Origin of the sequence: Apibacter muscae, assembly GCF_007845635.1 — a bacterium.
In the GTDB taxonomy this organism is placed as follows: Bacteria; Bacteroidota; Bacteroidia; order Flavobacteriales; family Weeksellaceae; genus Apibacter; species Apibacter muscae.
The window spans coordinates 382,409-408,505 of sequence record NZ_SELG01000041.1 but is presented as its reverse complement, the minus strand read 5'-3'; the positions used below and the strand labels follow the sequence as shown (position 1 = coordinate 408,505).

The following is a 26,097-nucleotide window of genomic DNA, read 5'->3' as shown; positions in this document are numbered from 1 at the left end:
ATTTTAAAAATACAATAATATTCTCTAACAAAAAAATAATATTTATATTTTGGAAAAACATAAGATTTTAGAGTTGGGTAAAAATACGTTAAGTTTAGAAATAAAAGAATTAAATTCTTTAAATGATCGCTTGGGAGAAGATTTTGTAGAAGCTGTAAATCTTATTTTAGGATGTGAAGGAAAAATAATTTTTTGTGGAGTTGGGAAAAGCGCTCATATAGCTAATAAATTAGTTGCTACATTTAATTCAACGGGAACTCCTGCTCAGTTTTTGCATGCTGCTGAAGCTAAGCATGGGGATCTAGGAGTTATTAGATCAGAAGATATAACTATTTGTATTTCCAATAGTGGAACTTCAATGGAGATTCAAGAGGTAGTACCGTATTTAAAAAAATATTCATCACGCCTAATAGCGATGACATCCAATAAAAATTGTTTATTGGCCGAGCAAGCCGATGTAATCTTAGACACAAAGGTTGATAAAGAAGCAGATCCTAATAATTTAGCACCTACCACGTCTACTATTGTACAACTAGCATTGGGAGATGCATTGGCAATAACTCTTTTACAAGTAAAAGGTTTTAAATCTGAAGATTTTGCGAAATTTCATCCTGGAGGAGCATTAGGAAAAAATTTATTATGGAAAGTTGAACAATTTGTTAAACAAATCCATAAACCTCAAATATGTTTAAATTCTCACTTAAAAGAAGTTATAAATTCATTAACTTCTTCTTCCCATGGTATTACTGTAATTGTAGATAATGAAAAAGTTGTGGGTGTAATTACTGATGGAGATTTAAGAAGAGTTTTGTCTAAAGATGTAGATTATAACAAAATTACAGCTAAGGAAATTATGTCTGTGCATCCTAAAACCATACAAAAAGATGAACTTGCAAGTGTTGCTTTTACTCTATTTAAAGATAATCAAATTGGTCAATTAGTTGTTTTGGATGGAGAAAAATATTTTGGAATTATTGATTTACATGTTCTTTTAGAAAATGGATACAAATAATATATTGACTTTATATATAATTATTAATGGCTAATAAAAATAAAAATACTGCGAATATGCCTTTTCTTTCTCATGTAGGTGAATTAAGAAAACATATTCTGAGATGTTTACTTGCGGTATGTTTAGGAGCTTTATTGGTGGGTTGGAAAATTCATTTTGTTATGGATCATATAATATTTGGTCCAGTTAATAAGAATTTTATAACTTTTAGAATAATGAATTTTGTAAGTCAATTATTTGGTTCTCAGGACGTATTTGTAATGCCGGATCACTTTCCCATCCAAGTAAGAAGAATCTTTGAACAATTAAACACAGCATTTTATATAGCTGTTGCAGGGGGGCTGATCTTAGTGTTTCCTTACATTATCTATGAAATGTGGAAGTTTATTGCTCCAGGTTTAAAGCCAAGGGAAAAGAAAAACTCACTATCATTTTTTATAGCTACATATTTTTTATTCATCATAGGTTGTTCCTTTGGTTATTTTTTAGTTACCCCCTTAACCATGCATTTTGGTTATTTTTTTAATATTTCAGATACCATAAAAGTGAATATAGATTTATCCAGCTATATTAGCATTTTACTTCAAACTATTCTAGGTATGGGATTTGTATTTTTATTACCAATTATTGTTTATGTTTTAACAAGCTTAGGTATATTGACTCCAAAATTTTTAAAAACCTATAGAAGACATGCCGTAATAATAATACTAATCATTGCAGGATTTATTACTCCTGGAGATATTCCTTCTATGTTAGTGGCATCTTGTCCCTTATATTTGCTTTATGAAGCTAGCATATTAGTATCAACGGTTGTTTATAAAAGAAATAATGTTAGGGAAAATAGTATTATTGCTAAGTAAGTGAATCTAAATTTTTGAAATTAAAACTATTGAGATTAAGGCTAATAACAAACCCCAATAGTTTAGTTTAGACATTTTTTCTTTAAAAAAGATAATTCCAACTATACTTCCAAAAACAATGACTCCCAAGTTCATTGTAGCGAATACAATAGAAGGATTATCTCTTAGGGTTTGGTGAGCTCTTAAATAAAATAAAACATTACCAAAATTAAATATTCCTACTCCAAGTCCCCAGAATATGGCGGATAAATTGAATTTTTGCTTTCTATAAATAATTAAAATTACGCTAAAAATAAATGAACCTATAAAAATTATAAAGGTTGAAGTAATAAAGGAAATGTTTGAATTTTGAATGGCAATAATTTTATATAGAATACTTACCATACCCATTCCTAGAAATATTAATAAGGGTAAATACCATTTATTTAGCATGGAAGGTTTAGTTTTATTTCTATTTATCTTTTCATAAAAAATAAAAAATATAGAAATAAATCCGATACATAAACCGAATACTTTGTTTAAATGAAAAGATTCATTAAAAAATACAAAAGAGGCAATAATTGTTAAGAGTAAGGATATTCTTTGAGCAATATCAGTTTTTGCAATTCCAATATATTTAATGGATTGTCCAATAAGTAAAAAAAGACTAGGCATTAACATACTCATAAGAATATAGATTCCCCATGGAATTTTAGTAAAATTTATTGTGAATACATCAGGTTTAAATATAAAATAACAAAGTATTGCAGAGAAAAGATAATTATAAGTAATTATTTGAAATAAAAGATTTTTACTATTATTTTTAGTACTATAAATTTTAAGTATTATCGATACAGCTACGTTAAAAACAACACTAATAATAATTTCTATCATAATAAAATTTAATTGTTTATAAAAAATGAAAAAAGAATCAATATACTAATATATTGATTCTTTTAGCTAAATTAGAATAGAATTTATTTTCCTAAGTAAGATTTTAATATTTTACTTCTACTGGTATGTTTTAATCTACGGATTGCTTTTTCTTTAATTTGTCTAACCCTTTCACGAGTTAAATCAAATGTTTCTCCTATTTCTTCTAAGGTCATAGGATGTTGTCCACTTAAACCAAAGTATAAGCGAATAAGATCTGCCTCTCTAGGGGTAAGTGTAGAAAGTGATCGTTCAATTTCAGTTTGTAAAGATTCCAGCATTAAATCTTTATCTGGGCTAGGGGATTCTCCTGAACGAAGTACATCATACAAATTAGAATCTTCTCCTTCTACTAAAGGAGCATCCATGGAAAGATGTCTACCAGAGTTTTTCATGGATTCTTTAATGTCTTCTTCACTCATATCCAGAACTTCACTTAATTCTGCGGCAGAAGGCGCTCTTTCATGTTCTTGCTCTAGATGAGCATAAGCTTTATTTATTTTATTAATAGATCCAATTTTATTTAAAGGCAATCGTACAATTCTAGATTGTTCTGCAAGAGCTTGAAGAATAGATTGTCTAATCCACCAAACTGCATAAGAAATAAACTTAAAACCTCTAGTTTCATCGAAACGCTTAGCTGCTTTTATCAAGCCCAAATTTCCTTCATTAATTAAATCCGGCAAACTTAAACCTTGGTTTTGGTATTGCTTTGCTACAGATACCACAAACCTTAAATTGGCTTTGGTTAATTTTTCTAAAGCTACTCTATCTCCAGCTTTTATACGTTGTGCTAAGTCTACCTCTTCATCAGCAGTAATTAAATCCACCTTCCCAATTTCTTGTAAATATTTATCAAGAGAAGCGGTTTCACGGTTAGTTACCTGTTTGGTAATTTTTAATTGTCTCATCTTTAAAATAGAATGCTAAGTTATAATATTTAAAAAAGTATTTAAGTTTTAAAATAAAATATAGAATTAAAACATAAATTATTTTATTATTGTGTTTTTCATTAATAAATGTATATACGAGAAGAATATAAATAAGGTTACAAAATATTTAGATTATTTTTAAAAGATATTTAAAATCGTAGTTTTTTTAGTAAATTGCGTCTTAAAACAAAACCATAAAGCTTAATAACTAATGACTTTAATACAGCTTCAATATGTATTGACGGTGGCACAATACAAAAACTTTACAGTAGCCGCAGAAAAAGCATTTGTAAGTCAGCCCACATTAAGCATGCAAATTCAAAAATTAGAAAAAGCTTTGGGAGTTGAGTTGTTTGATAGAACAACGAATCCTATAAAAATCACATCTATAGGCGAAAAAATTATTTCTCAAGCTAGGATCATTTTGCAGGAGGCTGATAAACTACCCAAAATTGTTGAAGAAGATAAAAAAAGCATGAATGGAATTGTAAAGATCGGTATAATTCCAACAATAATTCCAACATTAGTTCCATTATTTTTTAAAATTTTTAAAAATAAACATCCAGAGTCAGAACTAATTATTAAAGAGCTTAAAACAGAAGATATTTTAAAGTCATTAAAAAACGATGAGATAGACTTTGCTATTGTTAGCACGCCATTAAATAATGATTACCCTATAATTGAAAGACCAATATATAGAGAACCTCTGGTAGCTTATATTTCTCCGCAAGACGATTTATATAAAGAAGATTTATTAGAAATTGACAAATTAGATTTTAATAATTTGTTGATGCTAGAAGAAGGTCATTGTTTTAGAGATCACGTATTAGATCTTTGCAAGTATAAAGATTCCATTCATTCCAATATTAAATTGGAAAGTGGTAGTTTTTCTACAATTGTAAGTTTAGTGAATGAAGGGTTTGGTTTTACCATACTTCCATTGCTTGAATCTGAAAACTTATCTGAAACCGATAAGAAAAATTTAAGATATTTTAAAAATTCTCCCTCTAGGGAGATTTCATTAATTTATTCTTCCAACCAAATAAGACTTACATTTGCTGATAAATTTATTGAGCTTATTAAAAGCATATTGAGAGGGAAGTTATTTTTAGAGGAAAAGATTGATAACAAACCACAGTTAAAAATAGTTTAAAATTTAATTATTAAAATTAACTAGTATAATGATTGAAACGGATATATTAATTATAGGAGCGGGGCCTACCGGACTTTTTACTGTATTTGAAGCAGGACTATTAAAATTAAGATGTCACATTATAGATTCTTTACCCAACCCTGGTGGACAATTGGTTGAATTATATCCCAAAAAGCCTATTTTTGACATTCCCGGTTTTCCAACCATTCAAGCCGCAGAATTAATTCAAAATTTACAAGAGCAAATAAAGCAATTTGAACCTGGTTTTACATTAAATGAAGTTGCGCAAACCATTGATAAACAAGAAGACGGTACTTTTATAGTGACTACTGATAAAGGAACTCAGCATAAGGCTAAAGCTATAGCTATAGCAGCAGGTCTAGGGAGCTTTGAACCTAGAAAACCTTTAATCGAAAATATTGAAAAATATGAAGGTAAAGGGGTTGAATACTTTATAAAAAATCCTGAACTATATAGAAATAAAAAATTAGTGATAGCTGGAGGTGGGGATTCTGCCTTAGATTGGAGTATATTTTTATCAGATATAGCCGAGGAAGTAACTTTGGTACATAGAAGAAATGAATTTAGAGGAGCCTTAGATTCTGTAGAAAAAGTACAAGATTTAAAAAATAAAGGTAAAATTAAACTTATAACTCCAGCAGAAGTTATAGGCATTCATGGAGATGGTAAATTAGAATCCTTAATTATAGAGAAAGAAAATAAAAAAATTGAAATATTCACAGATTATTTCATTCCCTTGTTTGGATTAACTCCTAAGCTAGGACCTATAGCAGAATGGGGATTAGAGATTGAGAAAAATGCTATTAAAGTTAATAATGCTTTAGATTACCAAACCAATATTGAGGGTATTTATGCCATTGGAGATATTAATATATATCCAGGAAAACTAAAACTAATCCTTTGCGGCTTTCACGAAGCAACATTAATGTGCCAAAGCATTTATAATCGAATAAATCCCAATAAAAAATATGTTTTAAAATATACAACGGTTGGAGGGATACAAGGATTCGATGGTACAGTAAAAGAGGCAGAGAAAGCAGTAGTTAAATCCATAGAATAAACAAATGTCAGAAGTCAAAATAACTATAATAGATAGAAAGGGTACTAAACATCAGGTAGTAGCACCCACCGATATGTCTATGAACCTTATGGAGGTAATCAGAGCTTATGAAATAGAACCGGAAGGGACTATAGGTATATGTGGAGGAATGGCAATGTGTGCCTCTTGTCAAGTATACATATTAAATAAAGAAGATTGTCTTTTACCGAAAAGTGATGAAGAAGATGCCATGCTTTCTGAAGCATTTAATGTAAAAGAAAATAGCCGTTTAGGATGTCAAATACCTATTCAACAAAATATAGATGGCTTAGAAATACAAATTGCCCAGGAATAAATTTATTATAATTAGTATTTTAAAAAGCAATATTTATAAATATAGTTCATAGTTCATAAAACTCATTAGTTAGCAGATTTATAATTATTTATAAAATATACGATACAATAAAAATTTAAAGGTTTAAGAAATATAGATTTTAATTCAAAAATAAATTTATATTTTTGAATTAAAATTAAACCTACTATGGCTTCAGGAATATTTGCTATATTGGATGATATAGCCGCACTAATGGATGATGTAGCAGTCACTACAAAACTAGCTACAGGCAAAACAGCTGGCATTTTGGGAGATGATTTAGCTGTTAACGCAGAAAAAGCTACAGGATTTGTTTCTTCTAGAGAATTACCCGTATTATGGAAAATTACAAAAGGTTCTTTAATTAATAAAATAATAATTGTACCTATTGCAATTGCATTAAATTTATTTTTTCCAGTAGTTATTCAATACATTTTAATTCTGGGTGGCTTTTATTTAGCTTATGAAGGAGTAGAAAAAATTTTCGAATATTTTTTTCATAAAAATCAACATATAAAAAAAGAAGATGTTACAAATCTTGAAAATGATCCAATTGCTGAAAAGAAAAAAATAAAATCAGCAATATTTACAGATTTTATTCTTTCTATTGAGATAGTAATTATTGCCTTAGGTACAGTAGTCAACCAACCATTATGGATTGAAATTTTTACAGTTTCCATTGTAGCTTTTATAGCGACAGTAGGGGTTTACGGAATTGTAGCTTTAATAGTTCGTTTGGATGATATGGGTAATTTTCTAATTTTAAAATCTAAAGGAAAAGGGATATTAACAGCAATAGGAAAGCTTCTAATCAAATCTTTACCAATTATAATAAAAGTTTTATCCATTGTAGGAACAATTGCATTATTAATGGTTTCCGGTGGAATTTTTGATCATAATATACATTTTGTTCATCACATATCATTACAACCAGAAATTTTGAAACAAATCATATTGGGATTGATTGCTGGTTCCATAATTTTACTATTAGTTTCAGGAATAAAACAGCTAGTAAAAATGGTTAAATCTTAAAATCATCAAGTTTTATTACATCTATAATTTGATCTTAGTAGTAAGTATACAATTGGTAAATTATTTAAAAAGTATATAACTATTTAGGTAATAAAATATTTTATTTTTATTTTAAAACGTTATAACAAATTAAAAGTCTACCTTTACGGATCATTAAAATAAGAAAAGTCCGTTAAATCTAGGACTAATATAGTATGACATTTGAAAAATTAAATTTAGTTGAGCCTATACTAAGAGCTCTAAAAGATCAAAACTACATAAATCCAACTCCAATACAAGCACAAGCGATCCCCATTCTTTTAGAAGGTAAAGATTTATTAGGCGTTGCACAAACAGGAACCGGTAAAACAGCCGCTTTTTCAATTCCAATCATTCAACAATTACACCAAAATCTAACTAAAAATAGAGGACGTAACATCAAAGCATTGATACTTACACCCACTAGAGAATTGGCTATACAAATTGAAGAAAATATTAAGGAATATAGCAAATATACAAATTTGTGTCACACCGTTATTTTTGGAGGAGTTCCACAAAAAAAACAAACAGATACACTTCGTTCAGGAGTTGATATTTTAATAGCTACTCCGGGAAGATTATTAGATTTAATTAATCAAAAGTTTATAAATCTTAAAACCTTAGAATATTTTGTTTTAGATGAGGCAGACCAAATGCTAGATATGGGATTTATACATGATATTAAGAAAATATTACCCTTATTACCCAATAAAAGACAATCATTATTCTTTTCTGCAACAATGCCTCCAGAAATTGAAAAATTAGCTAATAACATATTAAACCATCCTTCAAGAATTGAAGTAACTCCAGTATCGTCTACGGTTGATAAAATAGAACAGTCATTGTATTATGTAGAAAAGACGAACAAAATTAAATTATTAATTGAACTTCTTCAAAATAAAAATTTAGAATCTATACTTGTTTTTGCTAAAACCAAACATGGGTCGGACAAAATTTCAAAGCAATTAAATCAGGTAGGTATAAGAACGGAGGCTATTCATGGGAATAAATCACAGAATGCTAGACAAAATGCTCTTAAAAATTTTAAGGATAAATCCACAAGAGTACTTATAGCTACAGATATTGCAGCTCGGGGTATTGATGTAGATCACCTATCACATGTGTTTAATTATGATTTGCCTAATGTTCCTGAAACCTATGTGCATCGCATTGGAAGAACAGGCCGTGCAGGGCGTAACGGCGTTGCGATTGCCTTTTGCGATCATGATGAATTACCATTATTAAAAGATATTCATAAATTAATTAAGAAAGATATTACTATTGTTAAAGAGCATACTTATAGGAATGATGATATAGAATCTTCTTTTTTAAATAATTTTAAGAAGAAAGAAAATAATTTTAAAAGGAATTTTAAACCAAAAAATAAAAAGAGAAGCTTAAAAGTTTAACTTTTATGAATTTCGATGAACTAAAATTATTTTTAGATGAAAAGTTTGAAGAATACAATCATCATCGATTTATAGAAACAGATCCTATACAAATACCGCATCAGTTTACCAGCAAAGAAGATATTGAGATAATTGGGTTTTTAATAGCTACAATTGCATGGGGAAATAGAAAAAGTATTTTAAAAAGTTCTGAAAAAATGGTTAATTATTTAGAAGGAGAACCTTATAATTTTATATTAAATCATACAGAAAATGATTTAAAAAAAATTGAAGGGTGTGTGCATAGAACTTTTAATTCTGAGGATTTAATATATTTTATAAAATCATTACAAAATATTTATAAAAATAGAGGAGGACTTGAAAAAATTTTTTCAACCCATAAAAATGAATCAAATACATTTTATGCTATAGAAAGATTTCGGAAAGTATTTTTTGAAATTTTACCATTACAAAGAACACAAAAACATGTAAGTAGCCCATTAAAAAATTCTTCATCCAAACGAATAAACATGTATTTACGGTGGATGGTTAGAAAAGATAATAAGGGCGTTGATTTTGGTTTGTGGCAGAGCATTTCACCTTCTCAATTGATGTGTCCTTTGGATATTCATTCAGGAAACACAGCAAGAACTCTAAAACTTCTAAATAGAAATCAAAACGACTGGAAATCTGTGGTTGAACTTACCAATAATTTGAAAAAATTTGACAAAGATGACCCTGTTAAATACGATTATTCTTTGTTTGGTTTAGGCGTTTTTGAAAATTTTGTAAATAAATTTAAATAAAATAATGGTATTTTTAGTGAAAATATTGCATTATAATTTAGATTTGAGAAAATAATATTTAAATTTGAAATTAAATATTGTGCTTAACTAAGTTTTAGATTATGAGTATACGAGATATAAATCAAGATTGGATTAATCAGTTTGACAAGCCACTGATTATTGCTGGGCCATGTAGTGCTGAAAGCGAAAAACAAGTAATGGAAATAGCGGAACGTTTAGATAAAGATTATGTACAAGTTTATCGCGCAGGAATTTGGAAACCTAGAACCAAACCAGGAAGCTTTGAAGGAGTAGGGGCTATAGGATTGAATTGGTTAAGAAGAGTAAAAGAAGAATTTGGTATGCTTACGGCTACCGAAATAGCAAATGCTTCGCATGCTAAATTAGCTTTGGAGTTTGATATAGATTATTTATGGATAGGAGCTAGATCTACGGTTAATCCCTTTGCAATGCAAGAAATTGCAGAATCGCTAAGAGATACAGATAAAGTAGTTTTAGTTAAAAATCCTGTAAATCCTGATTTGGATTTATGGATTGGTGGTTTGGAAAGATTAGCCGCTCAAGGCATAAAAAAATTAGGAGTTATTCATAGAGGTTTTTCTTCTAACAATAAGTCTAAGTATAGAAATAACCCACAATGGCAAATTGCTTTAGAACTTAAAGATAGATTTCCTAATATACCTATCATATGCGATCCATCTCACATTGGAGGTACTAGAGAACTAATATCAGAAATTGCTCAACAGGCGTTTAATTTGGAATACAATGGTTTAATGATTGAAACTCATTGTAACCCAGACGAAGCATGGAGTGATGCTAAACAACAAATTACTCCAGAAAGATTAAAAGAAATTTTAGTAGATCTTACTATTAGAAAGAAAAATGATCTTTCAGATGATTTTTCTTCTAAATTAAACAGATACAGAGGAGAAATAGATGAATTAGACAACCAATTGTTAGGTTTATTAGCTTCAAGAATGGATGTTGCTAAGAAAATTGGAATTCTTAAAAAAGATCATAACGTTGCTATTTTTCAACCAGACAGATGGAATGTTTTAAAGAAATTAGCTATTAGAAATGGCTCTAGAATGGGTTTATCTGAAGAATTTTTAGATCATTTATTAATCTCTATTCATAAAGAATCAGTAGATTTACAAAACAAAATCATGGATGATATATAATGATTTTTACAATATTTATATAATTGAAATGCATCTTTAATGATGCATTTTTTATTTTAAAAAAATGAAGCAAGCAACAATTATTAAATCCACAGGAAGTTGGTATTTATTAAAAGATAAAATAACTAGTACTATTTACGAAGCCAGAATAAGAGGGAAGTTTAAAAAAGAAAAAATTAGTACAACCAATCCATTGGCGGTTGGAGATGAAGTAGATTACGAACTTCATGAGGATGGAGTGGCATGGATAACAACTATACATCCTAGAAAAAATTATATCATTCGTAAGTCTGTAAACTTGTCAAAATCTACACATATTTTAGCTTCAAATATAGATTTAGCATGTATTATTTTTACCATTAAAAATCCACAAACTTCTTTGGGATTTCTAAATAGATTATTGATTACTTGTGAAGCTTATCATATTCCGGTTTTAATTGTTATTAATAAAATTGATTTATTAATAAACGAAGAAGATTTAAAAGAAATTAAAGAGGTAACTCATATTTATAAAAAAATTGGTTATGATATATTAGAGATATCAGCCAATAAAAATATTAATATTGATATTTTAAAATATTTATTAAAAAATAAAGTAAGTCTTTTTTTAGGACATTCTGGGAGTGGTAAAAGTTCTACAATTAATGCTTTACAACCAGATTTGGATTTAAAAACATCTGTGATTTCAAATTCTAATGATAAAGGAAAACATACTACAACCTTTGCTCAAATGTATGATTGGAGTTTTGGAGGAAGTATTATTGACATTCCGGGAATTAAAGAATTTGAGTTGGTTGAAATTAGTAAGGAGGAATTACAAAATTTTTTTCCGGAAATATATAAATTTCGTTCTTGGTGTAAATTTCATAATTGTTTGCATTTAAATGAACCCAATTGTGCAGTTATAAAAGCTGTTGATGAAGATGAAATATCTCAGAGAAGATATTCAAATTATTTGAAAATTTTGAAAGATCTATGATTTATAACTAAAAAAGTCTGAATTAAAATATTCAGACTTTTTTAGTTTAAATTGTTATTTATTAATTAACGCCTCCACCTAAAGCTTTATATAAATTTATCGCAGATTGGAGTTGTTGAAGTCTATCATTTACTTGATTTAGCTTAGCACTTAATAAGTTTTGCTCAGCAGTTAAAACCTCTGTATAGTTGGCATTGCTATATATCAAAAGTTCTTTTGTAAAATCTACAGACTTTTGTAAGGCTTCAATTTGCAAATTCCTTCCTGTATCTTTACTTTTAGCTTTTTCGTAAGAATATAAAGCATTGGAAACCTCCATACCAGAATTAAGTACGGCTTTTTTAAAGTTTAGAAATGCTTCTTCTTGTTTGGCTTGGCTTATTCTGAGCTGGCTTTTAAGTTTTCCTTGGTTAAATATAGGTTGTGTTAATCCACCCACTATATTTGCAAACATACTAGAGTAATCAAAAAAATTGTTTAAATTTTGATAGGTTGAATATCCTACGTTGCCTGTTAAGGTTAATGAGGGATATAAGGATGCTTTAGCTATATTAGTATTTTCAAAAGAAGCCCTATATGCATATTCGTACATCATCACATCCGGTCTTTTAGACAAGAGTTGTACAGGAACTCCGTATTCAAGTTCAGTAGGAATTACTTGTTCCTCTATTTTAGATCTAACAATCGGACCTGGTTCTTTTCCAAGAAGTAAACTAATTGAATTTTCCAATGTTTTAATATTGGATTCCAAGTCAGGAACATTCAATTTTGTAGAATAAAGTAAAGCTTTACTTTGTTCTACGGCAGCACCAGTCACTATATTAGCTTCTTTCAGATATTGCATGGTTTGAACATTATCTTCTAATAGTTTAATGGTGTTTTTCATTATTTTAAGTTGTTCATCGTAAGCCAACAAATTAAAATAACTGTTTGCAATATTTGCAATTAAAGAAGTTTGAGTGACCAGTCTATAAGCATCACTTTGATAGTAAGAAGCTAAAGCTGAACGTTTGGTACTTGCAATCTTGCCCCAAATATCAGCTTCCCAACTTGCGGTTGCAGATAGTTGAGGGATTTCAGAATGTGTTCTAAATCCTGAGCCTTTTACTTCATTAAGTTTACTATTACTATAAGAAGCTTCCGCTGATAAAGTAGGTAAATATCCTAATTTTGCAGATCTTAAACTTGCTTCAGATTGTTTAATACGTGTTACAGCAATTTGTAAATCTAGATTATTTTGTAAACCCTCTTTAATAAGGTTTTGTAGATTTATATCTTTAAAAAAATTGCTCCATGGAATATCTGCAATAGTTGTACTATCCTTACTATTCATATCACGATAAAGTTTATTATCTATGATTTCAGGAGTCTCATACTTTGCCGTAACACAGGAAGTGAGTGAACCTGCCAGGGCTAAAATAGTTATATATTGAATTGGTTGAATTTTCATTCTTATTATTTTAATAATTTAGATTTATAAATCATCATCCTCCAAATCTTCCTTTACGGTAGTTGCAGGTTTTATCTTAGTTATTTTTTCCTGAATAGTCTGGAAAATCACATAAAGCATAGGAGTAACTACCAACCCTACTATAGTTCCTATAAGCATACCACCTACAGCAGCAGTACCAATAGATCTATTACCTTCAGCACCTGCGCCAGAGGCAAACATAAGTGGTAATAAACCTAGGATGAATGCGAAGGATGTCATAAGTATTGGTCTAAATCGAGCTTCTGCACCTTCTATAGCTGCATCGATAATGGATAACCCGTGAAGTCTTCGTTCTAATGCGTATTCAACAATTAAAATGGAATTTTTAGCCAATAGACCGATTAACATGATTAAACAAATCTGTAAGTAAATGTTATTGGTAATTCCAAAAAGTTTTGCAAATAAAAATGCTCCTGCAATACCTATCGGTAAGGATATAATGATAGATATAGGTAATATGTAGCTTTCATATAAGGCAGAAAGTAGGAAATAAACAAACACCAAACAAAGAATAAATATATAAACCGTTTGTGATCCACTGTTTTTCACTTGCTCTCTAGTCATCCCTGAATATTCAAAAGAATATCCTTGTGGCAATGTTTGTGCAGCAACTTCATTAATTACATTCACGGCATCCCCCGCACTATAGCCTTGATTGGGAGAACCACTAACCGGTATTGATTGATATAAGTTAAATCTTTGTAAAGTTTGAGGACCGTTGGTAGGTTTTATAGTTACAAATCCACCTATAGGGGCCATATCTCCGCTTGCATTTCGAACGTACATACCATCTAAATCGGTTAAATTTTTACGTGCAGATGGATGCGATTGTATATATACTTTGTATTGCTTACCAAATTGGTTGTAATTGGATGCATATATTCCTCCAACGTATCCTTGCAGTGCGCCTAGAATATCAGTAGCTTTTAATCCAGCTCTTTTAATTTCAGCAATATTTAGACTCATTTCATATTGAGGGAAATTAGGATCAAATGATGAAGTTGCATATTGAATTTCAGGACGTTTATTGAGTGCCCCTAGGAATTGCTGACTTACTTCATAAAAATTACTTAAGCTACCACCGGTTTTATCTTGAAGTTGAAGTTCGAAACCGTTAGAGTTACCGAAACCTTGTAAAGTTGGTGCTCCAAAGAAAATAATACGAGCCCCTTGTATATGAGCCGTTTTTATAAATAATTCCTTAACAACATCTTTGATATTGATGTTTGGCCTTTCACTCCAAGGTTTTAATTTTACTAAAACCACAGAATAATTACCTCCTGCACCGCTTAAGAAACTTAAACCATTTAATTGTGCAATATGTTCAACTCCATTGATTTTACTAGCAATTTTATTTACTTCATCACCAATTTTGGTTGATTGTTCCATGGTTGAACCTGGAGGTAAACTAATATCACTTAAAATAAATCCACTATCTTCTTGAGGTACAAAGTCGGTAGGCGTAGTTTTCATTAAATAATACAGCAATCCTGAAAATACTAATATAATTGCAAAAACACTCCATTTGGCTTTTGAAGTAAGTATTAATATTCTCTTATATTTATTGGTAGTTTTTTTGAAAGCAACATTAAATCCATCTTTTAGTCTAGTTATAAATGTTGTTTTATGTTTATCATCACTGTGAGGTTTCAAAAATATTGCACATAAAGCCGGGCTTAAAGTAAGCGCGTTTACCGCCGAAATTACAATGGAAATAGCCAAGGTTAAACCAAATTGTTTGTAGAAAACCCCAGCAGTTCCACCAATAAAACTTACTGGAACGAATACGGATGCCATTACAAGTGTTATAGCTACAATGGCGCCTGCAATATCTGTCATAGCATGGATCGAAGCTTTTTTAGAATCCTTCATGCCATTCTCTAGTTTAGAGTGTACTGCTTCTACCACTACAATGGCATCATCCACCACAATACCAATAGCCAAAATCAATGCAAATAAAGTTAATATATTTATGGTAAAGCCTAAAAGTAGTAAGAAGAAAAAGGTTCCGACAATGGCAACAATTACAGAAATTGCAGGAATTATGGTCGATCTTAAATCTTGTAAAAATACTAAAACAACTATAAATACCAATATAAATGCCTCGATAAGTGTATGTATAACCTTGTCAATGGATGCATTTAAGAAATCATTGGCATTCATCATAAATACAGTTTCAATCCCTGAAGGATAAGATTTTGCGGCTTCCTTCATTGTTACTTCTACTTCTTCAATGATTTTTCTAGCATTAGAACCTGCGGTTTGTGATACTGAAATAATTGTGGAAGGATATCCATCAATGGTAGAAGTAACTTGGTAAGATTCAGCCCCTATTTCAACATCTGCAACATCTTTTAATCGTAATATATCACCAGAAGGTAGCGATTTTAAAACTATATTTTGAAACTGTTTGGCATCTGTCAATCTCCCGGTATATCTTAAAGGGTATTCAAAGGTTTGATTGCTATTATCCCCGAATGAACCAGCTGCGGCTTCTAGATTTTGTTCTGCTAAAACAGCAGAAATATCACTAGGTGTTATACCATAAATGGCCATTTTATCAGGATTAATCCAAATACGCATAGCATAGGTATTTCCACCTCGTGCCTGTGCATCTCCTACACCATTGATACGTTTAATTTCAGGTAGAATATTAATATTGGCATAGTTTTGAAGAAATTTTTGATCAAAATTTGGATTTTTACTAATTAAACCCATAAATAGAATATTACTACTTTGGGTTTTTTGTACAATTACTCCATTTTTGGTAACTTCTGCTGGTAGTAAACTATTTGCCCGAGCTGCAAGATTTTGAACGTTTACTGCGGCAATATCTGGATTTGCATCTTGTTTAAAATAGATTGTAATCGTTGCAGAACCATCGTTTGAAGCTGTTGAAGTCATATAAGTCATATTATCAACTCCATTGATTTGTTCTTCTAATGGAATTACAACACTTTTTAAAACTACGTCGGCACTTGCTCCAGGATAATTGGCTGTAACTTGAACAGTAGGAGGTGCAATTTCAGGGTATTGCGCCACGGGTAGCGTAACCATACCGATACCTCCTAATATCAGAATGATTATTGATATAACGGTTGAAAGGATTGGTCTTTCAATAAAAATTTTAAACATTTATTATTATTTTTAATTAAGAGATAAATTTGAAATTATTTAAAATTATAGTTGTGGTTTAATTTCCATTCCATCTTTTAAATTTTGAATTCCGTTTATGACTATTTTATCATTAGCTTTTAGTCCGGAGTCTACCACATAAGATTTTCCATCTGGAGTAGGTGTAACTTTTATACTTACTTGTTTTACTTTGTTATCGTTTTGTACCACATATACAAAAGTAATTCCTTGAATTTCATAGGTTGCTTTTTGTGGAATTATTAAAGCATTCTTAATTGTATTTGTAATTCTTACAGTACCAGACAATCCACTTTTAAGAATTCCTTGTGTATTAGGGAATATAGCTCTCATGTTAGCAGCTGCAGTACCGGTATTAATTATACCACTAATTGCATCAATTCTACCACTATCAATGTATTCATTGCCTGTAGATAGTATTAATTTTACTGGCTCTATATGTTTTAATTTTTCATTTTGCGACTTGCCCGGAAGAGTTTTAAGTAAGTCTAATAATTGTTTTTCATTGATTGAAAAATATACATATACATCTGCAGTATTTGCTACAGTTGTTAATGTAGTAGAACTATTAACAAGGCTTCCTAAACGATAGGGGATGGATCCAATACTTCCATTTACCGGGCTAACGATTCTAGTATATGAAACATTTGTTTCAGCATTAGCTAAAGTTGTATATGCTTGGTTTAAAGCTGCTTGTTTTGCTTCTAGTGCATATTTTGCTGCTTCTAATTGGTATTTACTTACAATACCTTTTTCAACTAAAGGAGTTACTTTTCTTACTTCCATCTTAGCATTATTTAAATCAGCTTCTGCCGTTTTAATTGCTGCTAAAGCATTTAGCTTATTTTGCTCATACTGAGGTGCATCTAAGGTAAATAGTACTTGTCCTTTTCTTACGGTAGATCCTTCATCCACTTCAATAGTTTTGATAAATCCTTCTAACATTGGTCTAATTTCAATGTCTTGCGTACCTTTAATGGTTGCTGGATAGTCTACATAAAGTGTAGTGGGTTGTTCTGACAGGACTTGTACAGGATAAGGCTTTACTGCATTTTGTTGCATAGATGCAGCAGCACCAGTTTTACTGTCATTTTTACAAGAAGTTAATTGTAGCGATGTAATAATGAAAAGTGCTAATATAATTTTTATTTTTTTTATTTTCATACTTATTTATTTTCTACGGTTATATTAAATTTTTCAAGTTCTTTTTGGTAATATTTCAATAAATGTTGTTTAGAATTTTCATCGGATAATAATAAATTAATTAGATTTTCTTGAAATTGTTTTTGTTGATCTTTCAAACAACTGAAAAAGGAATTATTAAAATTTTTTATAATATCATTGGCTTTTTCAACAATTGTTTTGCCTTTTTCAGTAATTTCTATTAAATGAGTTCTAGTGTCCTTATTATTAATATTTCTTATAATTAATCCTTTTTTTTGAAGTGTTCTAAGTGCTGTGGAAGTTGTCATGGCATCTATACCAGACTTATAGGATAATTCTTTTTGAGTAAGATTTAGCTCATTTGTTTTGCTCCAGAAAATACTTAGCAAAAGTAAAAGTTGACTATGTGTGATATCTAAATCTTTAAATCTTTTTTTAAATGAACGAAGCCAATAGTTATTTACCTTCCACAGTAAAAAACCAGTCTTTTCATTCTCTGTTATTTGTGAAAGTTCATTAGAACTATCTACACTTACCATAAGTTATGTATATCTTATACAAAGATAGTAAGTATACATATAAAAAAAAAATTAATATTGTATTTTGTTAATCTTATATTAAAAGGGTTAAAAATATTTATTTAATTTAAGATTGACACAACATTTGAATGGATTTTATTAAAATTTCTTTTTCAATCACTTGAATTTTTTTTTGTAAATCTTTAGCTGAATCATTTTCATTTATTTGAAAGGATTTTTGAAGGATAATCTTACCTTCATCAACTTCTGAAGTAACAAAATGAACAGTAGATCCAGATTCCGTTTCTCCAGCATCTAAAACGGCTTGATGGACTTTTTCTCCATACATACCTTTACCTCCGTATTTCGGTAATAATGAGGGATGAATGTTTATTATTTTATTAGCCCATTTGTTGCAGAAATTTGAATCTAAGATGGATAAAAATCCTCCTAAGACAATAAAATCAATAGAATAAGAAGACAAAATTTCATCTATCTGGGTTGATATTTCATTACCTCTATCAACCAAATAGGTAGTTATATCATTGTCTAAAGCTCTTTCAAGTGCATAGCAATTTCTATCCGCGATTACTAATTCAATTTTAACATTCTCTAAAATACCTGTATTTATGGCATCTTGAATATTTTGTAGATTAGTACCACCTCCAGAAACGAAAACTGCTATATTCATAAGTTAAAAATTTAAATCAAAAATACAAAAATAGTTTAGGTATTTTTTAAAGAAGTATTATTTTTTAGGCTAATATCTAAAAACCACATGGTATAATCATAGAGAACATATATGAGTGGTAAATATAATATAGGAGAAATTATATATTCATAATTTTTAAGTGCAATACTTCCTAAAGACCATTCTATTAATTTAAATGACAAACAATAAGTTAAGTAAAACAATGGGGGATTGATAATATTTCCTAATATTAAATAGTAATTAATGGAATGATTATCTTTTTTTCTAAATTTTTTTATGAAATAGATATGTATCAAACTAATTAATAATCCAAAAGTTAAAGTAATTCCAACGGGTTTTAACAATAGTAAAAAATAGGATAATGTTGAAATTTTAGGAGACAAACTAATTTTAAATTCTTTTTTATTAATTTTATTTAATCTCCAGAAATATAAATTTTTAGATAATTTTTGTGAAGGATTTCCTATTGATGATTGTTTAATTTTATAGTTTGGTGGTGTATTTAATTTTACAAAAATGGGTCCAAAGGAATTCCAAAATTTATAAGGAAATAGATAATAATCTAAATTATAGTTCTTTAGAAATCCATAATTATTACTTTCTAAATTCCCTTTATAATTTAAGTGAATTTCATTTTTTCCTTTTTTTAATAAGCTATTAAAATAAACTAATTCTTTAATATTAAATAAATTTACATTATTTTTTGTATCTATAATACATACGTTCTCATTACCATCAGATTTTATATAAGGGAATATGCTAAATATTAAATTCTGATTATCTAATATTGAATTTGTATTTACTTCTTTGCCATTAATTAAAATATTAATAGGTGAATTTTTAAAATTTGAAGCAATAAAAATTAATGGAAGAATCTGTTCATGATCAGATTCTATGTGGTATGTAATATTATAATTTACAAAATAGTCTTTAGGATCATTAAAATATGGAACAACATCTATTTCAATTATTTCATGGATAACCTTAGCATTAGAAACTTTAGGAAATAAAATTGAATGTTTACTTCCTTCATTCATTTGCTTTTCAGGTGAATATTCAGCATTTATCTTTAATGGAAATAATATTATTATTAATAGGCAAAATATTAAAAATATGGGAGATTTCTTAATTATTCTCTTCATAAAGTATTTTTAGTTTTAATTCACAATAGCCTTTACATAAATTACAAAAAAATTTATGTAAAAATTATTTACATGTAAATTTATAAAATAAAAGAATAATTAAGATAAAAAAAATTTTTTTATTTAAAAATTAAGAATAATTTTTTTTGAATTGTTTATTATATTACCGATGATTGAGCTACCTTCAATTAGATTTAAAATTGGTAGGGAATTTTCTTCATCAACTATAATACACATCCCCACACCCATGTTAAAAGTGCCAAACATTTCATCATTACTTATTTTACCTCTTTTTTGAAGCTCCTTCATAATAGATGGAACATGAATAGATGAAACGCTTATGTTAGCACAAAGCCCATTGGGTATTATTCTTGGTAAATTTTCAATTATACCACCTCCGGTAATATGAGCAATTCCATATACAGGATATTTTTCTAATATTTTAAATATATCATTTTGATATAATCTTGTTGGAGTTAATAATGTTTTATACAACGGTTGACCTTCAAAATTCTCATTGATATCAGTGAAAATTTTTCTTATAAGCGAATAACCGTTAGAATGAAAGCCACTTGAAGGTAAACTTATAATTACTTGATCTTTCTTTATTTGGGTTCCATCAATAATATCTTCTTTTTCAACTACACCTACGCAGAACCCAGCGACATCATAATCACCTTTTTTATACATACCTGGCATTTCAGCCGTTTCACCTCCTATTAATGCTGTTTTAGTTTCTTTGCAAGCTTTTACAATTCCCAAAATAATTTTTGAAGCAATATCTGAATCTAAATTTCCACAAGCTAAATAATCTAGAAAAAATAATGGCTTTGCTCCATGACATAAAATATCATTTGCACACATGGCAAAACAATCAATACCTATGGTATCATAAATTTCAGAATCTAAGGCAATTCTAAGCTTTGTACCAACTCCATCAGTACCAGAAACCAATATAGGGTTTTTATAACCAGAAAGTTCATAAAAGGCTCCAAAACTTCCAATATTATTTAAAACATTTGGATTGTGTGTTTGAGATACTTCATCTTTAATTTTAGATACTGTTTGGTACCCTTCTTCTTTATCTACACCGGAATCTTTATAAGTTGTCATTATTTAGAATAGCTTGTTTAAATTTAAATTTTTTAGTTTAATTATGCAGCAATTTATATATTTTAAAATATATTATTGTAAAAAATCATCCAAAGCTTTTGTCATTGAAGGAGATTCTTTGGTTGGAGCAAATAGACTTACTTTTAGTCCAGCTTCTTCAGCTGTAAATTTAGTTGATGCACCAAAAGTTCCTATGTGTATATTTCCTTGTTTAAAATCTTTGTAATTATCAAAAAGTGATTTAATGCCATAAGGACTAAAGAAAATAAGTGCATCGTAATCATAAATATCTTTGATGTTTGAAACAACATTACTACTAACAGTTCTAAATAATATTGCACGCGTCCAATCAACTTCTGCTTTATCAAGAGCATCGGGTATATCTTGATTGAGCATATCTGAAGTTGGCAATAAATATTTTTCTTTTTGATTTTTCTTTAATAAAGGAATTATACTTTGAATATTTTTTTCACCGAAATAAATTTTTCTTTTTCGGTATACGATGTATCTTTGAAGATATAAAGCTATGGCTTCAGATTGACACACATACTTCATTGAATCTGGAACTGTAAATCTCATTTCTTCAGCTAATCTGAAAAAATGATCAATGGCATTTCTACTAGTAAAAATTATTGCTGTAAAGTTAGAGAAATCAATCTTTTGGATTCTAACTTCTTTAGCATTGGCTCCTTCAATTTCTATAAATGGACAAAAATCAATTTTAATTTTATGCTTTTTTTGCAAATCAAAATAGGGAGAACTATCTCCTATTGGTTCAGGCTGTGAAACTAAAACGGATTTAATTTTCATATTTAAACAAACTATAATTCTTCTCCCAAAAACGCTATTTTAATTAAACATAGCGTGGGCAATATTTTAAAGGCGCAAAGATATAAAAAATCATAATAATTTGGAATATTTATATTTTTTTTTATAAAAAACATTAAATATATCCATTCTAGAGTAAGTATAATTCCAAGAGTAAATATTGCTATATTTAAAGCATAAAACCTAGGAATGTTCGTATAGTAAATTATAAAACATAGTAAAATTGAAATAACAAGTTTTATAAATGTAAATCTAAAGTTATTAATGTTATTGACTTTATATTCTTCCTTTTTACCTAGTATATAAATAAAGCTATTGCCTAATACATGTGAGGTTACATGATAAATACAAAGAAATGTAAATATTAAACTTATTTTGGCTAGTTGAGAATTATTAAAAGGTATATGAATTTTAAAGAAAGGAACTAAAACTAAGGATAAGAATATTAAATATAATAATGCACAAATTGAAGTGAACAAAGTAAAATTTTCATCTTCTCCCATGAGAGCTTTAAATCTAAAAAAAGATTCTTTTTTAGGAAGGAGAACTATACGGGATAAAACTAAAATAAATAGTGAACTTAAGACAATATAGTTAATCAAGTTGTCATCTATAGAAGGACGGGGGATTGGATTTATGATAAGAAATTTTAACATCATATAATCACTTAATCTTCGTCTATAAATCTTTTACATATGGGTTGGTAAGAATCAATTCTTCGATCTCTCAGAAATGGCCAATGAACTCTATAACTGTCTGATTTTTCAGTATCAATTTCTATAACTTTAACCTCCTCATGATCATGTGAAGCTTGGTATAGAATTGATCCCAACGGATTCGAGACGAAAGATCCTCCCCAAAATTTCATTGCACCCTCTTGTTCATAACCCACACGATTTACACTAACAGTATGTACACCATTGGCTATAGCATGACTTCTTTGTATAGTTTGCCAAGCATTATACTGTTCTGTGTTGGTACCTTCATCTTGAGTAGAAGCCCAACCAATGGCTGTAGGATAAAAGAGAATGTCTGCACCCATGAGTGAGGTAATTCGCGATGCTTCTGGATACCATTGATCCCAGCATATTAGAACTCCTATTTTTGCATATTTCGTATGAAATACTTTGTACCCTAAATCTCCAGGAGTGAAATAAAATTTTTCATAAAAAGCTGGATCATCGGGAATATGCATTTTTCTATATTTTCCTAAATAAGTACCATCCGCGTCTAAAACAGCAGTAGTATTATGATAAAGTCCTTGGGATCTTTTTTCAAATAATGAAGCTATAATTACAACTTTTAATTCTTTAGCAATTTGGGTAAGTTTATCTGTAGTTGGACCAGGGATAGGCTCAGCTAACTTAAAATTATCATAATCTTCGATATCGCAAAAATATAGAGAAGAAAATAATTCTTGAAGACATACTATTTGTGCCCCATCTTTAGCAGCCATCTTTATTCCTTCAATAGCTTTATTAATATTATTTTCAATATTATTGGAGCAACTTGATTGTACTAATCCAATTTTTATTTTTGCCATAATTATTTAAGATAAATGTCTTGGCAAAAATACAGTAATTTTTTTTATTTCATTTAAATAGTAAATTTATATTAAAAATATTCTATATTTAATATTTAAAATTCTAGAATTTTTTAAATGAAACTTATAAAATTAAATAGAAATAAAGAAGAAATTTTAAACACGATTTCTCATGCAGCAGGTGTTTTATTTGGAATATTTGGTTTAATATATCTTTTATTCAAAAATAAAAAAAATACTGATTTTAGTACAATTAGTATATGGATATATGGGGTTTCAATGATTGCACTTTTTTTATCTTCAACTTTTTATCATTATTTAGAAAGTGGAAAACTAAAAAACAGAGCTAGGATTTTAGACCATATGAGCATTTTTCTTTTGATTGCTGGTACTTACACTCCTGTTTGTTTAATAACCCTCGAAAAAAGTTCTGGTTGGTTATTATTTACGATTGTATGGTCCATTGCAGCTCTTGGAATAATATTGAAAATATTTTTAACGGGTAAAGTTGATAAGCTTTCTTTGTTACTTTATTTATCCATGGGCTGGTTAATTATTTTTGATATTAGAAACATAATTGATTTAATGAGCCTTCAAGCATTAATCTTCTTAATCATTGGCGGATTATTATATAGTTTAGGTACAATTTTTTATGTTATTGAAAAAATTCCATATTCTCATTTTATTTGGCATTTATTTGTCTTAGGAGGAAGCATTTCACATTTTTTTATGGTTGATTCTCTTGTATAAGATGTTTATTGTTGGATTAACCGGAGGTATGGGAGTTGGAAAATCAACTGTTGCTAATATATTTAATGAGCAAGGGTATCCTGTATACAATTCTGATTCTAATGCAAAAATTTTAATGATTCAAGATTGTCAATTGAAATCTAAAATTATAGATTTACTAGGACCTAATGCTTATATTGGTGATGATTTAAATAGAAAATTCATTGCCGACCAAATATTTTCAAATCCCGAATTATTAAGAAAACAAAATTTAATTGTTCATGAAGCCGTTAAAAATGATTTTGCCAAATGGATATCTACACAAGAAAGTAAAATTTGTATAAAAGAATCAGCTATTTTGTTTGAAAGTGGTTCATATTTAGGTTGCGATGCCACTATTGCAGTAATAGCAAGTGAAAAGATTCGCTTGAAAAGAATTATGCAAAGAGATGGTTGGTCTTTAAGAGAAATTAATGATCGATTAAAAAATCAATGGAGCCAAGAAAAAATTAAAAATTTGACTAATTTTTGTATAGTTAATGATGCAGATTTAGAAAATTTAAAGAGTCAAGTCCAAAATACAATTGAAAAACTAAAAACCTACTTTAAATTAAATGTTTAATTCAAAGTAGGTGTTTTAAAAATTCAAAAATCCAATAAGGAGTTTTGGCTTTTGAATATTCTTTAATATCTGGTCTTTTGAAAAAATATTATTTACGAACTATTTTAGCCATATAAAAACCATCAAAATTACTGGTAGAAGGCATTATTTTCTTTTCATCAATTAATTCAAAATCGGGATTTTTACTTAGAAAATTTTCAACTTGATGTGAGTTTTCAGAAGGCAAAATGGAACAGGTGGCATAAACTAAGTATCCATTTTTTTTAACAAGTTTAGAATTGTTTTGTAAAATTTGCTTTTGTTCATCAATAATTCTATATATAAACTCATTGTTTAGTTTCCATTTAGCATCCGGATTTCTTCTTAAAACGCCTAATCCAGAACAAGGTGCATCTATAAGTACTCGATCAGCAGTATTTTCCAAACGTTTTAAAATTTTAGAATCTGTAACAGCTTTCGTTTGAATATTATGCGCACCGTTTCTTCTAGCTCTTTGCTTAAGGGTTTGTAATTTCCACTCATGAATATCTAAGGCTAGTATTTGCCCCTTGTTTTCCATAAGTGCTGCTAAATGCAAGGTTTTACCACCTGCGCCTGCGCATGAATCAATAACTCTCATTCCTGGTTTAACTTCAAGGAATTCTCCTACCAACTGTGAAGAAGCATCCTGAACCTCAAATAAACCATCTTGAAAAGCCTTTGTTTTAAAAATGTTTTGTTTTCTTTCCAGTACTAAAGCATCTTTATAGCCTTGAATAAAATTAGTTGCAACTTTTTCTTCTTCTAAACTTTTTTGTAATTCATCTGCATGAGTTTTTAGGGTATTAACCCTTATAATAGTAGAAGCTGGAATATTAAGAGCTTTCATTTCATATATCCAACTCGAACCCAGTTCATTTTCCATTCGAGATTGTAACCAATCAGGAATTGAAAATTCAACGGCTCGAGAAGGAAAAGGTTTTTTAAAGCGTTCTTTTATTTTCTTAATATAAATTTTTTCGAATTCTGGAAAAGGAGGGATTTCTTGCTTATTAAGCAGCAAATAAGTAGCTATAATAAAATATATATTATCGTCTTTCATTTCTCGATTTGCATAAAATTCGAGTTGTCTTTTCCATCGAATGATCTCGTAAAAAGACTCGGAGACAAAACCTCGATCTTTACTTCCCCATTTTTTGTTAAGTTTTAAAAGTCTTTCTAAAACTTTATCCGCATACTTGTCAGGCTCAAAAAAACTTGTTTTTATCGCTTGTTCCAATCCTTGAATTAAATTTCTATGAGTCTTTATTTTTTTATTATCCATACTTTGTTGCAAACAAATCCAATTACAAATATATAAGTTAAGATTGAATAATAGATTCAATTTAATGAATGA

25 protein-coding genes are annotated in these 26,097 nt (G+C 29.0%); 12 read left to right on the top strand and 13 right to left on the bottom strand.

Annotated features, from left to right (window positions below; all coding sequences use genetic code 11):
- Positions 1–49 precede the first annotated feature (49 nt).
- Together ETU08_RS10985 and tatC are read left to right on the top strand one after the other, a co-directional pair.
- The gene (locus tag ETU08_RS10985) at positions 50–1,012 is read left to right on the top strand and encodes a KpsF/GutQ family sugar-phosphate isomerase (protein WP_146263072.1); all 963 of its coding nucleotides are present in this window, start codon (positions 50–52) and stop codon (positions 1,010–1,012) included.
- A gap of 26 nt (positions 1,013–1,038) precedes the next feature.
- A complete protein-coding gene (gene tatC, locus ETU08_RS10980; RefSeq protein WP_260391092.1) occupies positions 1,039–1,872 on the top strand; it encodes a twin-arginine translocase subunit TatC in 834 nt (277 codons plus the stop codon).
- Between the two features lie 6 nt (positions 1,873–1,878).
- Here tatC and ETU08_RS10975 read toward each other — a convergent pair whose 3' ends face one another.
- Both ETU08_RS10975 and ETU08_RS10970 read right to left on the bottom strand, forming a co-directional pair.
- Positions 1,879–2,745 (bottom strand): EamA family transporter, encoded by an 867-nt coding sequence (locus ETU08_RS10975; protein ID WP_146263071.1) that lies wholly within the window; start codon positions 2,743–2,745, stop codon positions 1,879–1,881.
- Positions 2,746–2,828: 83 nt separating this feature from the next.
- Positions 2,829–3,695, bottom strand: a complete 867-nt coding sequence (locus ETU08_RS10970) for a sigma-70 family RNA polymerase sigma factor (RefSeq protein WP_146263070.1) — start codon at positions 3,693–3,695, stop codon at positions 2,829–2,831.
- A 232-nt stretch (positions 3,696–3,927) separates the two neighbouring features.
- Here ETU08_RS10970 and ETU08_RS10965 point away from each other — a divergent pair, with 232 nt between their 5' ends.
- From ETU08_RS10965 to rsgA, 8 genes are all read left to right on the top strand, one after another.
- Positions 3,928–4,869 carry a LysR family transcriptional regulator gene (locus ETU08_RS10965; RefSeq protein WP_146263069.1) on the top strand — a complete coding sequence of 314 codons (942 nt, stop codon included), beginning with the start codon at positions 3,928–3,930 and terminating at the stop codon, positions 4,867–4,869.
- A 28-nt stretch (positions 4,870–4,897) separates the two neighbouring features.
- Positions 4,898–5,950: an NAD(P)/FAD-dependent oxidoreductase gene (locus tag ETU08_RS10960; RefSeq protein ID WP_146263068.1), complete on the top strand. Its 1,053-nt coding sequence runs from the start codon at positions 4,898–4,900 to the stop codon at positions 5,948–5,950.
- Between the two features lie 4 nt (positions 5,951–5,954).
- Positions 5,955–6,284 (top strand): 2Fe-2S iron-sulfur cluster-binding family protein, encoded by a 330-nt coding sequence (locus tag ETU08_RS10955; protein ID WP_146263067.1) that lies wholly within the window; start codon positions 5,955–5,957, stop codon positions 6,282–6,284.
- 186 nt (positions 6,285–6,470) lie between these two features.
- Complete coding sequence (locus ETU08_RS10950; protein WP_146263066.1) at positions 6,471–7,334, top strand: DUF808 domain-containing protein; 864 nt, start codon at positions 6,471–6,473, stop codon at positions 7,332–7,334.
- Positions 7,335–7,528: 194 nt separating this feature from the next.
- Positions 7,529–8,761 carry a DEAD/DEAH box helicase gene (locus ETU08_RS10945; protein WP_146263065.1) on the top strand — a complete coding sequence of 411 codons (1,233 nt, stop codon included), beginning with the start codon at positions 7,529–7,531 and terminating at the stop codon, positions 8,759–8,761.
- A 5-nt stretch (positions 8,762–8,766) separates the two neighbouring features.
- Positions 8,767–9,546 (top strand): TIGR02757 family protein, encoded by a 780-nt coding sequence (locus ETU08_RS10940; protein ID WP_146263064.1) that lies wholly within the window; start codon positions 8,767–8,769, stop codon positions 9,544–9,546.
- A gap of 101 nt (positions 9,547–9,647) precedes the next feature.
- Positions 9,648–10,727: a bifunctional 3-deoxy-7-phosphoheptulonate synthase/chorismate mutase type II gene (locus ETU08_RS10935; protein WP_146263063.1), complete on the top strand. Its 1,080-nt coding sequence runs from the start codon at positions 9,648–9,650 to the stop codon at positions 10,725–10,727.
- A 64-nt stretch (positions 10,728–10,791) separates the two neighbouring features.
- Positions 10,792–11,706 (top strand): ribosome small subunit-dependent GTPase A, encoded by a 915-nt coding sequence (gene rsgA, locus ETU08_RS10930; RefSeq protein ID WP_146263062.1) that lies wholly within the window; start codon positions 10,792–10,794, stop codon positions 11,704–11,706.
- A gap of 61 nt (positions 11,707–11,767) precedes the next feature.
- Here rsgA and ETU08_RS10925 read toward each other — a convergent pair whose 3' ends face one another.
- The 10 genes from ETU08_RS10925 to ETU08_RS10880 form a co-directional block, all read right to left on the bottom strand.
- Positions 11,768–13,156, bottom strand: a complete 1,389-nt coding sequence (locus tag ETU08_RS10925; RefSeq protein ID WP_146263061.1) for an efflux transporter outer membrane subunit — start codon at positions 13,154–13,156, stop codon at positions 11,768–11,770.
- A 24-nt stretch (positions 13,157–13,180) separates the two neighbouring features.
- Positions 13,181–16,333 (bottom strand): efflux RND transporter permease subunit, encoded by a 3,153-nt coding sequence (locus ETU08_RS10920; RefSeq protein WP_146263060.1) that lies wholly within the window; start codon positions 16,331–16,333, stop codon positions 13,181–13,183.
- 45 nt (positions 16,334–16,378) lie between these two features.
- Positions 16,379–17,515, bottom strand: a complete 1,137-nt coding sequence (locus ETU08_RS10915) for an efflux RND transporter periplasmic adaptor subunit (RefSeq protein ID WP_146263059.1) — start codon at positions 17,513–17,515, stop codon at positions 16,379–16,381.
- Positions 17,516–17,517: 2 nt separating this feature from the next.
- Positions 17,518–18,054, bottom strand: a complete 537-nt coding sequence (locus tag ETU08_RS10910; protein ID WP_146263058.1) for a MarR family winged helix-turn-helix transcriptional regulator — start codon at positions 18,052–18,054, stop codon at positions 17,518–17,520.
- 106 nt (positions 18,055–18,160) lie between these two features.
- Positions 18,161–18,724: a phosphoribosylglycinamide formyltransferase gene (gene purN, locus ETU08_RS10905; RefSeq protein WP_146263057.1), complete on the bottom strand. Its 564-nt coding sequence runs from the start codon at positions 18,722–18,724 to the stop codon at positions 18,161–18,163.
- A gap of 35 nt (positions 18,725–18,759) precedes the next feature.
- The gene (locus tag ETU08_RS10900; RefSeq protein ID WP_146263056.1) at positions 18,760–19,887 is read right to left on the bottom strand and encodes a hypothetical protein; all 1,128 of its coding nucleotides are present in this window, start codon (positions 19,885–19,887) and stop codon (positions 18,760–18,762) included.
- A 123-nt stretch (positions 19,888–20,010) separates the two neighbouring features.
- The gene (gene purM, locus ETU08_RS10895) at positions 20,011–21,003 is read right to left on the bottom strand and encodes a phosphoribosylformylglycinamidine cyclo-ligase (protein WP_146263055.1); all 993 of its coding nucleotides are present in this window, start codon (positions 21,001–21,003) and stop codon (positions 20,011–20,013) included.
- Between the two features lie 69 nt (positions 21,004–21,072).
- A complete protein-coding gene (locus ETU08_RS10890) occupies positions 21,073–21,810 on the bottom strand; it encodes a uroporphyrinogen-III synthase (RefSeq protein WP_146263054.1) in 738 nt (245 codons plus the stop codon).
- Between the two features lie 11 nt (positions 21,811–21,821).
- Entirely contained in the window at positions 21,822–22,487 is a 666-nt protein-coding gene (locus ETU08_RS10885) for a DUF4271 domain-containing protein (protein ID WP_146263053.1), read from the bottom strand.
- An 8-nt stretch (positions 22,488–22,495) separates the two neighbouring features.
- Positions 22,496–23,371 carry a carbon-nitrogen hydrolase gene (locus tag ETU08_RS10880; protein ID WP_146263052.1) on the bottom strand — a complete coding sequence of 292 codons (876 nt, stop codon included), beginning with the start codon at positions 23,369–23,371 and terminating at the stop codon, positions 22,496–22,498.
- A 117-nt stretch (positions 23,372–23,488) separates the two neighbouring features.
- Between ETU08_RS10880 and trhA the strand changes: the two genes are divergently transcribed.
- Both trhA and coaE read left to right on the top strand, forming a co-directional pair.
- Complete coding sequence (trhA, locus tag ETU08_RS10875; protein ID WP_146263051.1) at positions 23,489–24,121, top strand: PAQR family membrane homeostasis protein TrhA; 633 nt, start codon at positions 23,489–23,491, stop codon at positions 24,119–24,121.
- Between the two features lies 1 nt (position 24,122).
- On the top strand, positions 24,123–24,722 hold the full coding sequence (gene coaE / locus ETU08_RS10870) for a dephospho-CoA kinase (protein ID WP_146263050.1): 600 nt from the start codon (positions 24,123–24,125) through the stop codon (positions 24,720–24,722).
- Between the two features lie 88 nt (positions 24,723–24,810).
- Here the strand turns inward: coaE and ETU08_RS10865 are convergent, their stop codons facing one another.
- Positions 24,811–26,025 carry an RsmB/NOP family class I SAM-dependent RNA methyltransferase gene (locus tag ETU08_RS10865; RefSeq protein ID WP_146263049.1) on the bottom strand — a complete coding sequence of 405 codons (1,215 nt, stop codon included), beginning with the start codon at positions 26,023–26,025 and terminating at the stop codon, positions 24,811–24,813.
- Positions 26,026–26,097 lie beyond the last annotated feature (72 nt).

Bases quoted from the DNA above. Each gene is read 5' to 3' on its own strand.
- ETU08_RS10955 (WP_146263067.1), top strand. From the start codon at position 5,955: ATGTCAGAAGTCAAAATAACTATAATAGATAGAAAGGGTACTAAACAT.
- ETU08_RS10925 (WP_146263061.1), bottom strand. From the start codon at position 13,156: ATGAAAATTCAACCAATTCAATATATAACTATTTTAGCCCTGGCAGGT.
- purN (WP_146263057.1), bottom strand. From the start codon at position 18,724: ATGAATATAGCAGTTTTCGTTTCTGGAGGTGGTACTAATCTACAAAAT.
- ETU08_RS10920 (WP_146263060.1), bottom strand. From the start codon at position 16,333: ATGTTTAAAATTTTTATTGAAAGACCAATCCTTTCAACCGTTATATCA.
- ETU08_RS10975 (WP_146263071.1), bottom strand. From the start codon at position 2,745: ATGATAGAAATTATTATTAGTGTTGTTTTTAACGTAGCTGTATCGATA.
- ETU08_RS10865 (WP_146263049.1), bottom strand. From the start codon at position 26,025: ATGGATAATAAAAAAATAAAGACTCATAGAAATTTAATTCAAGGATTG.
- ETU08_RS10965 (WP_146263069.1), top strand. From the start codon at position 3,928: ATGACTTTAATACAGCTTCAATATGTATTGACGGTGGCACAATACAAA.
- ETU08_RS10940 (WP_146263064.1), top strand. From the start codon at position 8,767: ATGAATTTCGATGAACTAAAATTATTTTTAGATGAAAAGTTTGAAGAA.
- ETU08_RS10910 (WP_146263058.1), bottom strand. From the start codon at position 18,054: ATGGTAAGTGTAGATAGTTCTAATGAACTTTCACAAATAACAGAGAAT.
- rsgA (WP_146263062.1), top strand. From the start codon at position 10,792: ATGAAGCAAGCAACAATTATTAAATCCACAGGAAGTTGGTATTTATTA.
- ETU08_RS10900 (WP_146263056.1), bottom strand. From the start codon at position 19,887: ATGAAGAGAATAATTAAGAAATCTCCCATATTTTTAATATTTTGCCTA.
- coaE (WP_146263050.1), top strand. From the start codon at position 24,123: ATGTTTATTGTTGGATTAACCGGAGGTATGGGAGTTGGAAAATCAACT.
- ETU08_RS10915 (WP_146263059.1), bottom strand. From the start codon at position 17,515: ATGAAAATAAAAAAAATAAAAATTATATTAGCACTTTTCATTATTACA.
- ETU08_RS10935 (WP_146263063.1), top strand. From the start codon at position 9,648: ATGAGTATACGAGATATAAATCAAGATTGGATTAATCAGTTTGACAAG.
- ETU08_RS10890 (WP_146263054.1), bottom strand. From the start codon at position 21,810: ATGAAAATTAAATCCGTTTTAGTTTCACAGCCTGAACCAATAGGAGAT.
- trhA (WP_146263051.1), top strand. From the start codon at position 23,489: ATGAAACTTATAAAATTAAATAGAAATAAAGAAGAAATTTTAAACACG.
- ETU08_RS10880 (WP_146263052.1), bottom strand. From the start codon at position 23,371: ATGGCAAAAATAAAAATTGGATTAGTACAATCAAGTTGCTCCAATAAT.
- ETU08_RS10885 (WP_146263053.1), bottom strand. From the start codon at position 22,487: ATGATGTTAAAATTTCTTATCATAAATCCAATCCCCCGTCCTTCTATA.
- ETU08_RS10950 (WP_146263066.1), top strand. From the start codon at position 6,471: ATGGCTTCAGGAATATTTGCTATATTGGATGATATAGCCGCACTAATG.
- ETU08_RS10970 (WP_146263070.1), bottom strand. From the start codon at position 3,695: ATGAGACAATTAAAAATTACCAAACAGGTAACTAACCGTGAAACCGCT.
- ETU08_RS10960 (WP_146263068.1), top strand. From the start codon at position 4,898: ATGATTGAAACGGATATATTAATTATAGGAGCGGGGCCTACCGGACTT.
- ETU08_RS10945 (WP_146263065.1), top strand. From the start codon at position 7,529: ATGACATTTGAAAAATTAAATTTAGTTGAGCCTATACTAAGAGCTCTA.
- tatC (WP_260391092.1), top strand. From the start codon at position 1,039: ATGGCTAATAAAAATAAAAATACTGCGAATATGCCTTTTCTTTCTCAT.